The sequence below is a fragment of the Escherichia sp. MR genome, from assembly GCF_005280595.1.
Taxonomy (GTDB): Bacteria; Pseudomonadota; Gammaproteobacteria; order Enterobacterales; family Enterobacteriaceae; genus Escherichia; species Escherichia ruysiae.
The window spans coordinates 1-12,677 of record NZ_SZVK01000074.1 but is presented as its reverse complement, the minus strand read 5'-3'; the positions used below and the strand labels follow the sequence as shown (position 1 = coordinate 12,677).

Sequence of the window (12,677 nt, the reverse complement as noted above, 5' to 3'; positions counted from 1 at the left end):
TGATAGAAACAGAAGCCACTGGAGCACCTCAAAAACACCATCATACACTAAATCAGTAAGTTGGCAGCATCACCACCTGCGGGAAACGGGAGCCGAATTTGCCGCCCGTCATCCAAAAATCGCCGCCCGTCTGGGAATGCAGGGTGCGGATATTGCCGATCCCTATGTGGAGCGTATGATCGAAGCTTTCAGCTTCCTGACCGCCCGCACGCAGCTTAAAATTGACGCTGAATTTCCCCGCTTCACCCAGCGTTTGTTGGAGGTCGTCAGTCCCAATTACATCACCCCAACCCCCTCAATGAGCGTGGCACAACTACATCCCGATCCGGAAGAAGGTGATTTGGCGAAGGGATTCACCGTCCCACGCAACACTGCCTTTTTTTCCTCCATTCCGGAAGGTGAAAGCGCCGCCTGCCAGTTTCGCAGCAGCCAGGATGTGACACTGTGGCCGCTTGCCATCGAAGAGGCGCGCCTGACCGCCGCGCCGCCGGATATGCCCGCCCTGCACCGCTACCTGCCAGCTAACATTCACGTCGCCGGAGCACTACGCATTACCCTGCGCACCTTCGGTGAACTGACCTTCAGCCAGCTTGCCGGGCTGGACAAGCTGCCGCTCTATCTCTGCGGCGAGGAGCGCACGACCTCACACCTGTTCGAACTGTTGCACACCAGCGCCATTGCCACACTGGCTGGCGTTCCGGGTCATTTTGACGGAGTACTGGATGTGAATCTGAAACAGCCCGTCATGTACGAGGGTCTGGAGCCGGATCAAGGGCTATTGCCGCTGGCGTGGAACGTGTTCCACGGCCATAACCTGTTGCATGAATATTTTGCCTGCCCGGAACGCTTTTATTTTTTCACCCCGACGGGTCTGTCTGCCGGGTTACAAAAAATTCACAGCGGTGTGGCGGAAATTGTTATCTTACTGAACCGCCTGCCGCCAGACTGGCTGATCCACCAGACAAATGCTGCACAGTTCAGCCTGTTCTGTACCCCGGTGATCAACCTGTTTCCCCGCGTCACCGCCCGGCTCGATATCACACACAGCACGACAGAGCAGCACCTGGTGGTGGACAGAACCCATCCGCTCGACTATGAGGTGTTTTCGGTCCAGGAAGTGGAAGGGTTGGAAGCCGACACCACGCGGAAGATGACATTTCGCCCGCTCTACCACACCCGCAATAATGATGAAGGCAATCATGGGCGTTATTTTTCCCTGCGCCGGGAGCCGCGTCGGTTGTCTGAGAACGCCCGCCGCTACGGCACCCGCACACCCTATACGGGTTCGGAAGTATTCCTGTCGCTGGTTGACCAGTATGAAGCCCCATACCCGGAAAATCTGCGCCATATCACCATCACTGCCATGGTCACCAACCGCGATCTGCCCTGTCTTATCGCACGCAATGGCCGGGACGATCTGACCGTGGATGCGGCCATCCCTGTGGCAGGTGTGGGGCTTATCCGTCCACCTCGTCCACCACAGCCACAACTGGCGGAACGTGAAATGGCCTGGCGGTTGATCCGCCAGTTATCCTTTAATTATCTGCCGCTGGCCGATCTGGATCACCGCACCGGCGGTCAGGCACTGCGCGATCTGCTGAACCTGTTTATTCCGGCGCATGACAGTCCGCAGTCGCGTCAGGTACGCAGCCTGATTGGCTGTAAAACAACGCCTGTTACCCGCCGTCTGCCCGGTTCCGGGCTGCTGGTTTATGGTCGCGGCGTCAGTTGTGAGCTGACGGTGGATGAAGACGGATTCTCTGGTATTAGCCCGTATCTGTTCGGTCTGGTGTTGGAGCAATATATCGCTCGTCATGTTTCCATTAATACCTTCTCGCAGATGACGCTGCACAGTATGCAACGTGGGAAAATTATGACCTGGCCGGTCAGAGCCGGACTACGGGGAAGTGTATGAGCGGCGATTTCACCCAAGCGCAGAAAACGCCCTGGCGCTATGGTTTTCTGAACCTGATGCGCCGCGTGGATGTGCAGTTGTGTACCGTCTCTGCAGGTAGTGCCTGGCAACCAGGTATGGAAAAATTTCGCCTGGGACAAACACCTACACTGACCTTTGCGCCACGGGAAATCGCCAATGTGAGCTGGCAGCAAGGACGCCTGCACCTTAGCCTTTACAGCCTTGGACTGTGGGGGCCGAACGGTCCGCTGCCACTGCATTACACTGAGCTCGCGCGCAATCGGACCGAAAGCCGCTGCGATCCGACCCTGACCCGTTTTACCGATCTTTTTCATCACCGCTGGCTGACGCAGTTTTATCAGGCATGGCGCAGCGCCCAGTCCGCCGGGGGCGGTCTGGATAAACAGGAATATGACCGTTTTGCCTTTTATATCGCCAGCCTCAGCGGGCAGGATTTACGGGAAAGTGCAGATAGCTCGCTGCCGGATCACGTTCGCCTGGCGGCATCGGCCCATCTGGTGCGCGAATCCCGCAACCCGGACGGCTTGGCCGCCACGCTGGCGCACTATTTCAGTGTGCCTTTCCGGATACAAGAGTATGTCCTGCACTGGATAACGGTGGCTGATGATGAAATTACCCGACTGGGGATACCAGCCCCCTCTTCCGTCATTGGCAACGGCGCACTCATCGGCCAGGCCGTGCCGGACATGCAATATAAGTTCCGGCTGGTGATTGGCCCGCTGACACTGGCTGACTACCGGCGTTTCCTGCCTGGTGGTAATAACCTGCCAGTACTAACGGAACTGGTTCGTGCATTTACCGGGTTTGAATACTGCTGGGAAATTGAGCTACAGCTTAAACCACACGCAGCCCCTCCGGCTGTTACTGGCGGTCCATATCAGCTTGGCTGGACCGCCTGGGCAGGGAAAGCCCTGCACGACAACCCGGTGACGGGCATGATTTTCGAACCTGAACACTATCTGGCACACTGAGGATAATTTAATGGATACCCCCCTGTCTGACCCTATTTCGGCTGAATGCCCCTGCGGCCCGGATCTGGAGTATGATCCAGAGTACCTATTGCTGTTCACCCGCGCCTTAGCGCGTGAAGAGGCGCAATATGGCGATTTTGTCAGTACACCGGAAACTATTAACTGGTCGGAGCTGGAGCGGGACGCCCGCCGCCTGCTGGCACGCAGTAAAGATATCCGCATCCTGGTTGTCCTGCTGCGTTGCCGTATCCAGCAGGCAGGAGCCAGAGGGCTGGTGGAGACACTCACGCTTCTGGAAACGTTGTGTGTCACAAACCCGGACACCATCCATCCACAACTGCTTACGGCTGAAGATACCACCGCCGAAGATGCGGCTGTAGCACGCAGTAACGCGCTGTCGGCGCTACTGGACCACGAAGGCGTAATGGCTGATATTCGTGGCATTACGCTATCAAACAACGCCGCCATGCGCCTTCAGGTTCGGGATGTGGAACGTTCGCTGTCTGCATCACGCCCGGCGGATGCGCTGGCACCGGAATCAGTACGTCAGCAACTGGCCGACCTGGAAGCACGCGGCGCACTGCCGCTGGACGAATTTCGCCAGGCCGCCGAGATCACTGAGCGACTGCAACACCATGCTCGTGAAACGCTGAATGACCTGGCCCCGGACTTTTCGCGTCTGACGCAACTGCTGACCCTGTTGCCTGGGGCGGTACAGACAACTACGCCAGAAATCCCACAACCAAAACCGCAGGCTGATCAGCCGAAGTATGCTGCTATCGATAATACCGGACTGACACTAGCAGGGCATGTCGCTCCCACAGTGGATATACCAGCCGAAACGACCGCAAAGATCATCGCAGAGCCACAGCAAATCAGCGATCGGAACGACGCACTGAAACGCCTGCGAGTCATCCGCCGCTGGTTTGAGCACAGTGAACCAAGCAGTCCGACCATTCCTTTGTTGCGTCAGGCGGAACGACTGGTCGGTAAACGCTTTTCGGAGATAATCAATGAAGTTCCAGCAGAACTGCTGGAGAAGTGGGATGCGCAGGAATAACCAAAATGACCAGAACTTATAACTACTGGTCATTATATGGTGTAACTATTTTCTGGATTAAATCCATTTAACTTCCGGGGTGAAAAATCCCGAAAGCCAGAAACGACAAAAGCCTGAACCATTGCTGATTCAGGCTTTCTAAATATTGGCGGAACGGACGGGACTCGAACCCGCGACCCCCTGCGTGACAGGCAGGTATTCTAACCGACTGAACTACCGCTCCGCGTTTTATTCCGTTGGGAACGAGGCGAATACTACGGATTGCCCCGCCCTTCGTCAATTGTTTTTCTCATCTTTTGAATCGTTTGCTGCAAAAATCGCCCAACTCGCTATTTTTAGCACCTTTTACATGTATTTATGCCCGCCAGAGGCAGCTTCCGCCCTTCTTCTGCACCAGATCGAGACGAGCTTCATGCGCTGCTAGCTCTTCATCCGTCGCAAAAACAACGCGTAACTTACTTGCCTGGCGCACAATGCGCTGAATTGTTGCTTCACCTTGTTGCTGTTGTGTTTCACCTTCCATCGCAAAAGCCATCGACGTTTGGCCACCGGTCATCGCCAGATAAACTTCCGCAAGGATCTGGGCATCGAGTAATGCCCCGTGCAATGTACGCTTGCTGTTATCTATTTCGTAGCGGGCGCATAACGCATCGAGGCTGTTGCGCTTACCAGGAAACATTTTCCTCGCTACCGCAAGGCTATCGGTGACCTTACAGAAGGTATTGGTCTTCGGAATATCGCGCTTGAGCAGCGAAAACTCGTAGTCCATAAAGCCGATATCGAACGCTGCGTTATGGATCACCAGCTCCGCGCCACGAATATAGTCCATGAACTCATCAGCTACTTCGGCAAACGTAGGCTTATCGAGCAAAAACTCATCGGCAATACCATGTACGCCAAAGGCTTCCGGATCCACCAGCCGATCGGGCTTAAGATAAACGTGAAAGTTATTGCCCGTCAGTCGACGGTTCACCACTTCAACGGCACCAATCTCAATGATCTTGTGGCCTTCATAGTGCGCACCAATCTGGTTCATACCGGTGGTTTCGGTATCGAGAACGATCTGGCGTGTAATTGCAGTGCTCATAGCGGTCATTTATGTCAGACTTGTCGTTTTACAGTTCGATTCAATTACAGGAAGTCTACCAGAGATGCTTAAACAGGTAGAAATTTTCACCGATGGTTCGTGTCTGGGTAATCCAGGACCTGGGGGTTACGGCGCTATTTTACGTTATCGCGGACGCGAGAAAACCTTTAGCGCAGGCTACACCCGCACCACCAATAACCGTATGGAGTTGATGGCTGCTATTGTCGCGCTGGAAGCGTTAAAAGAACATTGCGAAGTCATTTTGAGTACCGACAGCCAGTATGTCCGCCAGGGGATTACCCAGTGGATCCATAACTGGAAAAAACGTGGCTGGAAAACCGCAGACAAAAAACCGGTAAAAAATGTCGATCTCTGGCAACGTCTTGATGCCGCGCTGGGACAGCATCAAATCAAATGGGAATGGGTAAAAGGCCATGCCGGACACCCGGAAAACGAACGCTGTGATGAACTGGCTCGTGCTGCGGCAATGAATCCCACGCTGGAAGATACGGGCTATCAAGTCGAAGTTTAAGCCTGTGGTTTACGACATTGCCGGATGGCACCGACCGCCTGGCGAATTCGCGGTTTGTTTTTACTCTGTTTCATCGGATTTAGCGTTAAAGGAATAGTCCGTTTCCGGGCAACAATAAGTTGTAAGCAACCAAGCGCAGGAATGTGCGTGCTCAATAGTTTTCCACCGTGCTTGTTCCACGGGAGAACATGGAAACGGCTGGCGTGTAGCACTTCAAAATTCAACAAAGAGAGCCAGTCCAGTTGCCGCATCAGAGTAAACATCCGGCTGTTATAGGGCGATGTTTTTCGCAATACCGGCACAAGTTTGCGTAATCCCATTAAACTGATGGGATTGAAGCCGCTAATAACCAGCCAGCCATCATCAATCAATACCCTATCGGCTTCGCGCAATAAACGATGCGGATCGGTGCACCACGGCAATGTATGCGCCAGTAGACAAACATCGACGGATTTATCGGCAAAAGGAAGATGAAGTGGGTCCGCCTGCACCTGGACGGGCATTCCTTGCGCTGAAACATTCACTTGATGAGAAACCGCGCACGCTTCGCAATTGATTTCTGCGCTTAAATTGCCAATCTTAAGCAGATGAAAACCATACATTTTAGCAAACCACGGGTTGAGCTGGCGTTCCAGCGCCTTGCGATAAAGCTCTCCCCAGGGCAAATCGCCCCAGCAATCAGGAGCCACGACAGTTTGGGGGATCCTTGCCGGTTTCATCACAACCTTCCGTTTCACACTGAGAGGTAATATATGAATCTTAACAGTATTTCCGCCTTTGATGACAATTACATCTGGGTTTTGTCTGATGAAGCAGGTCGTTGCCTGATTGTCGACCCAGGAGAGGCAGAACCCGTATTAAAGGCGATTTCAGCTAACAACTGGCAACCAGTAGCGATTTTCCTCACCCACCATCACCACGATCACGTTGGCGGTGTAAAAGAACTGGTAGAAAAGTATCCGCAAATTGTGGTGTATGGGCCAGAAGAGACACAAGATAAGGGAACAACGCAGGTAGTCAAAGATGGCGATACTGCCTTCGTTTTGGGGCATGAATTTAGTGTAATTGCTACGCCAGGTCACACTTTAGGACATATCTGTTACTTTAGCGAACCTTATCTATTTTGTGGCGACACTCTGTTTTCTGGCGGTTGCGGTAGACTATTCGAAGGCACTGCATCACAGATGTATCAATCACTTAAAAAATTAAGTGAACTTCCTGACGATACTCTGGTGTGTTGCGCTCACGAATATACTTTATCAAATATGAAGTTTGCTTTGAGCATTCTTCCGCACGATTTGTCTATAAATGATTATTATCGTAAAGTTAAGGAGTTACGGGCAAAAAATCAAATAACACTACCCGTAATTCTGAAAAATGAGCGGCAAAATAATGTTTTTTTGAGAACAGAAGATATTGATTTAATTAATGTAATTAATAAAGAAACATTATTGCAACAACCTGAAGAACGTTTTGCCTGGTTAAGGTCAAAGAAAGATAGATTCTGATAAAACTTTCTTGTCATCAGCTTCGTTCGCCGTTATGATCGGTCGTCTTTTAAGCAACTATTGACACACACATGAAGGCAAAAGCGATATTACTCGCCTCTGTCCTGCTCGTGGGTTGCCAGAGCACTGGTAACGTTCAACAGCACGCACAGAGCCTTTCTGCAGCTGGTCAAGGGGAAGCAGCAAAGTTTACAAGTCAGGCACGATGGATGGACGATGGGACGTCTATCGCGCCGGATGGTGACTTGTGGGCTTTCATAGGCGACGAGCTAAAGATGGGAATTCCGGAAAACGACCGGATTCGCGAACAGAAACAGAAATATTTACGCAATAAGAGCTATCTCCACGATGTAACTTTACGGGCAGAGCCGTATATGTACTGGATAGCCGGGCAAGTTAAAAAACGTAACATGCCTATGGAACTGGTACTACTACCCATAGTGGAGAGCGCTTTTGATCCTCACGCGACGTCTGGCGCCAATGCCGCAGGCATCTGGCAGATCATTCCGAGCACGGGGCGCAATTATGGTTTGAAACAGACCCGCAATTATGACGCGCGTCGCGATGTTGTTGCTTCAACAACTGCCGCGCTGAACATGATGCAGCGTCTGAACAAGATGTTTGACGGCGACTGGCTTCTGACCGTAGCGGCTTATAACAGCGGCGAAGGTCGGGTCATGAAGGCAATTAAAACGAACAAAGCGCGTGGGAAATCCACGGACTTCTGGTCGTTACCGTTGCCGCAGGAAACGAAGCAGTACGTGCCTAAGATGCTGGCATTGAGTGATATTCTCAAAAACAGCAAGCGTTATGGTGTACGTCTGCCGACGACCGATGAAAGCCGTGCTCTGGCGCGTGTACACCTGAGTAGCCCGGTTGAAATGGCGAAGGTTGCAGATATGGCGGGGATTTCCGTCAGCAAGCTGAAGACATTCAACGCTGGCGTGAAAGGCTCCACGCTGGGCGCAAGTGGTCCACAGTACGTGATGGTGCCAAAGAAACATGCAGATCAACTGCGTGAATCTCTGGCTTCAGGCGAAATTGCTGCCGTACAGTCGACACTGGTTGCCGACAATACGCCGCTTAATAGCCGCGTTTACACCGTACGCTCTGGCGACACGCTTTCAAGCATCGCTTCACGTCTCGGCGTAAGCACAAAGAATTTGCAGCAGTGGAACAATCTGCGCGGTTCTAAGCTGAAACCAGGTCAAAGTCTGACAATTGGCGCTGGTAGTAGCGCACAGCGGTTGGCAAACAACATCGATAGCATTACGTATCGTGTGCGCAAAGGTGATTCGCTTTCAAGCATTGCTAAGCGTCACGGCGTAAACATCAAAGATGTGATGCGCTGGAACAGCGATACTGCGAATCTGCAACCAGGCGACAAGCTGACGTTGTTTGTGAAAAACAACAATATGCCAGATTCCTGACAAACCAGATAACAGAAAGGCACCGATTCCCCCGGTGCCTTTTTTATTTATGCCGCTTTATGTGCTTCAACCATGATGATATCACTGGTGAAAGAGCCATCATTCTGCAAGGCAAAATACGTTTTCACCTCTGTCGATGCGCTCTGTTGGTAAACGCGAATAGCGTCCACTAACACTTCTGGCGTACGCATTCTCGCAACCCACGAAGAGAATTCCAGAGGTAATTTATCGGTGATCACATTATCGACAAGCAGATATGCTTCATTGATTAACGTCAACCACTCACCGCTGGCGTAATTACGCACGTGAGAAGCATCGCGCAATGCTTCTATCGTCTGTAACCAAATATCGCGTACCGGGTGACCCGGAGACATTACGTCCATCACAATCAGCATACCGCCGGGCTTCAAGACCCGATTCACTTCACGCAATGCCGCACCGACATCATGCCAGTGGTGAGCAGAATAACGACTAATAACAATATTAAAGGTGTGATCGGCAAAAGGCAGGCTTTCGGCATACCCCTGGCGGGTGGTGATATTTTTCAGTTGTCGGGTATCTGCAGCCTGTGCAACAACATCCAGCATTTGGGAAGATAAGTCATACGCCACCACTTCCTGCACGTTTTGCGCAGCGACAAAGCTGGCATGTCCTGCTCCACAGCCCATATCAAGTACGCAAGCGTCAGGATACTCTGCCAGACACGCCGCCAGGCGCTGTAAGTCGCGCCCGGATGCATGCACGGCACTGGTTAAATATTCACTGGCCTGCGAGCTAAATTGCTTTTCTACGCGCTCATGGTGGGATTGTATTGTCATTGCACTGTCCTTTTGTTGTTTGAGTATAAAAAGGCAGCGCCAAACGTTGGTCTGCCCTGTGGCAGACCTGACATACCTTATTTATCAGGCTTGCCGGGACTGAATTCAACGAGTAGCGGATTGTGATCAGAAGCGCGCGTAACCAGTACGGAAGCTTCGCTGACATTCAGACCACGGTAGAAAACAAAATCGAGCGGGCGACCAAACGCCCGGCGGCGCTGATCATCAGTAAAACGCACCTGGCGCAGCGACATTTCTCGCGCAAAGCGATATAACGCGTTCATCCTTCTACGGCTCCAGGCATTGAAATCTCCCGCCATAATGACCGGACCGCTGTGGTGGGCTATCTGATCGCCAATAGGAAGCAACTGCTTGCTATAAACATCCACGCCCAGACTGAAGTTGACCGCATGGATATTGACTACCATCAACAGGCGGGTGTCAGGTAATGGATAGACCGTCACCAGTGCCGATTTCGCCAGACGTAAAATAGGTTCACGTTCGCGTAACGGGCAGCAATACACCGGATGCGCTGCCGAAAGGGTCATTACGCCGGAAGGATGTTGTGGCAGAACAAAAGCGGGCACCTGATCGGCAGCAAGATAGTTAGCGGTCGCAAACTGCACTAACTCTGGCGTTGTCTGCGCTTCCTGCAATAACACCAGATGTGCATCTTTGCCGTAGTTCTTTAATACCGACAACCATTCAGCGCGTTGCTGTTTGTAAATGTTCCACACCAGGATCCGAATACGCTCTTCGGTACTTAACGGTTCTCCGGGTGGTAATGCCTGGCCGATGCTCGCAAATGACCCCGGCGGTAAGATCCTTTCCGCAGGTTGTCCAGCTACATAGCGCATGGCATAGGTATTTTTTCGCACTTTTGACTTTGAAACCTCTATTACGTCAACCCTTCCGCACTCGGGAGGGTTCTACTGTTATAGGGATTTTAGCTCACTCTTTCAACGAGCAATTGTATATTGTTATGTAAGCAAGTGCTTACACCGCACAGAATTTTGCTCATTATTGAGAACATTAAATCGGATGACATATTACGTATCCTGATGGTTTAATAACAAATAAATTCAAAATATCTCTTCTATTTTGCAACAGGAGCAAAAATGAAAGCCACGTCGGAAGAACTCGCCATTTTTGTTTCGGTCGTCGAAAGCGGCAGCTTTAGCCGGGCAGCGGAACAATTAGGGCAAGCAAACTCAGCGGTCAGCCGTGCGGTAAAAAAGCTGGAAATGAAACTTGGCGTCAGCCTACTTAATCGAACCACACGACAACTTAGCCTGACGGAAGAAGGCGAGCGTTATTTTCGTCGCGTACAGTCAATTTTGCAGGAGATGGCAGCGGCAGAATCAGAAATTATGGAGACGCGTAATACACCGCGCGGACTGTTACGGATCGATGCCGCAACCCCCGTGGTACTACACTTTCTGATGCCGTTAATTAAGCCTTTCCGCGAACGCTATCCGGAAGTCACTTTATCGCTAGTCTCCTCCGAAACGATTATTAATTTGATCGAAAGAAAAGTGGATGTCGCGATTCGCGCCGGTACGTTAACGGATTCCAGCTTACGAGCCAGGCCGTTATTTAACAGTTATCGAAAAATTATCGCCTCCCCCGACTATATTGCCCGCTACGGGAAGCCAGAAACTATCGACGATTTAAAGCAACATGTTTGCCTGGGATTTACTGAACCCGCTTCCCTCAATACCTGGCCGATAGCCTGTAGCGATGGACAATTACATGAAGTGAAGTACGGTTTGTCATCCAATAGTGGAGAAACACTGAAACAGCTTTGCCTGAGTGGCAACGGGATTGCGTGTTTGTCCGACTATATGATCGACAGAGAAATTGCTCGTGGTGAACTGGTGGAGTTAATGGCAGATAAAGTGTTGCCAGTGGAAATGCCCTTCAGTGCCATTTATTACAGCGACCGCGCGGTAAGTACTCGCATCCGGGCCTTTATCGATTTCCTTAGCGAGCATATAAAAACAGCTCCCGCAGGAGCTGTCAGAGAGGCTTAATCCCATTCAGGAGCCAGACCTTCCGGACTTACGAGGCGGTCGTTGCAATCCAGTTCGGCGATCGCTTTTTTGTCTTCTGCATCAAGCTGTAAACTTTGTGCCTTAAGATTACTTTCCAGGTTTTCACGTTTAGTGGAAGACGGTATTACTGAGTAGCCTTCCTCCATTGCCCACGCCAGAATTACTTGTGCCGGGGTCGCATTGTGTTTAGCTGCGATACGAGCAATAACCTCATCTTTCAGAGCCTTCCCATAAGCCAGCGTCATATAGGAAGTAATATGAATGCCGTGCTGTTTAGCCCAGGCGACCACTTTACGGTTTTGCAGATAAGGAGAGAGTTCAATCTGGTTGGTAGCGATGTTTTCAGCGCCAACAGCAGCAATTACCTTTTCCATCAACGGGATCGTGAAGTTGGAAATACCGATTTCACGCGTCAGCCCTTGTTTTTTCGCTTCCAGCAACGCCTGCATAAACTCTTCGACTGATACCGCATCATTTGGTGACGGCCAGTGGATTAGCGTCAGATCAACATAATCGGTACGCAATTTTTGCAGGCTCTCTTTTAGACTCGGGATCAGTTTGTCTTTGCTGAGATTTTCAATCCAGATTTTAGTGGTGATATAGAGTTCATTACGTGGCACGCCACTTTCTGCAATCGCCTGACCTACTGCAGCTTCGTTATCATAGATTTGTGCGGTATCAATTGCGCGATAGCCAAGTTCAAGCGCCGTTTTCACAGATGCAATAACAACGTCGTCTTTGAGACGGAAAGTACCTAAACCAAATGCAGGGACAGCCATAATATGCCTCTTCTAATGCTATGTTCGTTAACTGAGATGATTATGGGCTTCAGACTGTTGCGGAAAAAGAGCGTAAAATGCAGAGGATTTTTGCGATTTTGGCAATAATAGAAATACAGACGAAAAAAAACCTCGAGCGTTAACTCGAGGTTTCTTAATAAGTGGCGGAACGGACGGGACTCGAACCCGCGACCCCCTGCGTGACAGGCAGGTATTCTAACCGACTGAACTACCGCTCCACCGAATTCTTTTACAACCACCGGTTTTATGACCGGCTTACTGCTTAATTTGATGCCTGGCAGTTTATGAATCACTTCGTGATTCACCCTTCGGGCCCTTGCTTCGCAACGTTCAAAAGCTTTCGCTTTTGTCCTACTCTCTTATCGAGCAGTGAACTGCCTCAAAGGTCAGTGCCATTCTTCGTAATTTGATGCCTGGCAGTTCCCTACTCTCGCATGGGGAGACCCCACACTACCATCGGCGCTACGGCGTTTCACTTCTG

The 12,677-nt window shown here is 51.1% G+C and carries 12 protein-coding genes and 2 tRNA genes; 7 read left to right on the top strand and 7 right to left on the bottom strand.

Annotation, left to right across the window (positions count from 1 at the left end):
* The first annotated feature begins 76 nt into the window (after positions 1-76).
* From tssF to FC814_RS20910, 3 genes are read left to right on the top strand one after another with little or no spacing between them, the layout of a single operon-like run.
* Complete coding sequence (tssF, locus tag FC814_RS20920) at positions 77-1,915, top strand: type VI secretion system baseplate subunit TssF (protein WP_137326410.1); 1,839 nt, start codon at positions 77-79, stop codon at positions 1,913-1,915.
* On the top strand, positions 1,912-2,907 hold the full coding sequence (gene tssG, locus FC814_RS20915) for a type VI secretion system baseplate subunit TssG (protein WP_137326409.1): 996 nt from the start codon (positions 1,912-1,914) through the stop codon (positions 2,905-2,907). Before tssF ends, tssG begins: the two co-directional genes overlap by 4 nt.
* A 10-nt stretch (positions 2,908-2,917) precedes the next feature.
* Positions 2,918-3,967, top strand: a complete 1,050-nt coding sequence (locus FC814_RS20910; RefSeq protein WP_137326408.1) for an ImpA family type VI secretion system protein — start codon at positions 2,918-2,920, stop codon at positions 3,965-3,967.
* Positions 3,968-4,113: 146 nt separating this feature from the next.
* Here FC814_RS20910 and FC814_RS20905 read toward each other — a convergent pair.
* Together FC814_RS20905 and dnaQ are read right to left on the bottom strand one after the other, a co-directional pair.
* A tRNA-Asp gene (locus tag FC814_RS20905) sits at positions 4,114-4,190 on the bottom strand.
* 132 nt (positions 4,191-4,322) lie between these two features.
* On the bottom strand, positions 4,323-5,054 hold the full coding sequence (dnaQ, locus tag FC814_RS20900; protein ID WP_001366128.1) for a DNA polymerase III subunit epsilon: 732 nt from the start codon (positions 5,052-5,054) through the stop codon (positions 4,323-4,325).
* Between the two features lie 64 nt (positions 5,055-5,118).
* On the opposite strand from dnaQ, the gene rnhA reads away from it, so the two are divergent.
* Positions 5,119-5,586: a ribonuclease HI gene (rnhA, locus tag FC814_RS20895; RefSeq protein ID WP_000917883.1), complete on the top strand. Its 468-nt coding sequence runs from the start codon at positions 5,119-5,121 to the stop codon at positions 5,584-5,586.
* On the opposite strand, the gene FC814_RS20890 is transcribed toward rnhA, so the two are convergent.
* Positions 5,583-6,305: a class I SAM-dependent methyltransferase gene (locus FC814_RS20890; protein ID WP_137326407.1), complete on the bottom strand. Its 723-nt coding sequence runs from the start codon at positions 6,303-6,305 to the stop codon at positions 5,583-5,585. The genes rnhA and FC814_RS20890 overlap by 4 nt on opposite strands.
* Before the next feature lie 33 nt (positions 6,306-6,338).
* Between FC814_RS20890 and gloB the strand changes: the two genes are divergently transcribed.
* Entirely contained in the window at positions 6,339-7,094 is a 756-nt protein-coding gene (gloB, locus tag FC814_RS20885) for a hydroxyacylglutathione hydrolase (protein ID WP_001052783.1), read from the top strand.
* Between the two features lie 71 nt (positions 7,095-7,165).
* Complete coding sequence (gene mltD, locus FC814_RS20880; RefSeq protein WP_137326406.1) at positions 7,166-8,524, top strand: murein transglycosylase D; 1,359 nt, start codon at positions 7,166-7,168, stop codon at positions 8,522-8,524.
* 47 nt (positions 8,525-8,571) lie between these two features.
* On the opposite strand, the gene FC814_RS20875 is transcribed toward mltD, so the two are convergent.
* Both FC814_RS20875 and FC814_RS20870 read right to left on the bottom strand, forming a co-directional pair.
* The gene (locus FC814_RS20875) at positions 8,572-9,342 is read right to left on the bottom strand and encodes a class I SAM-dependent methyltransferase (RefSeq protein ID WP_137326405.1); all 771 of its coding nucleotides are present in this window, start codon (positions 9,340-9,342) and stop codon (positions 8,572-8,574) included.
* 77 nt (positions 9,343-9,419) lie between these two features.
* Positions 9,420-10,220: an endonuclease/exonuclease/phosphatase family protein gene (locus FC814_RS20870; RefSeq protein WP_001230983.1), complete on the bottom strand. Its 801-nt coding sequence runs from the start codon at positions 10,218-10,220 to the stop codon at positions 9,420-9,422.
* 240 nt (positions 10,221-10,460) lie between these two features.
* Between FC814_RS20870 and yafC the strand changes: the two genes are divergently transcribed.
* Positions 10,461-11,375 carry a DNA-binding transcriptional regulator YafC gene (yafC, locus tag FC814_RS20865; RefSeq protein WP_137326404.1) on the top strand — a complete coding sequence of 305 codons (915 nt, stop codon included), beginning with the start codon at positions 10,461-10,463 and terminating at the stop codon, positions 11,373-11,375.
* On the opposite strand, the gene dkgB is transcribed toward yafC, so the two are convergent.
* Both dkgB and FC814_RS20855 read right to left on the bottom strand, forming a co-directional pair.
* The gene (gene dkgB, locus FC814_RS20860) at positions 11,372-12,175 is read right to left on the bottom strand and encodes a 2,5-didehydrogluconate reductase DkgB (RefSeq protein ID WP_137326403.1); all 804 of its coding nucleotides are present in this window, start codon (positions 12,173-12,175) and stop codon (positions 11,372-11,374) included. The genes yafC and dkgB overlap by 4 nt on opposite strands.
* Positions 12,176-12,337: 162 nt before the next feature.
* Positions 12,338-12,414, bottom strand: a tRNA-Asp gene (locus FC814_RS20855).
* Positions 12,415-12,677: the final 263 nt, after the last annotated feature.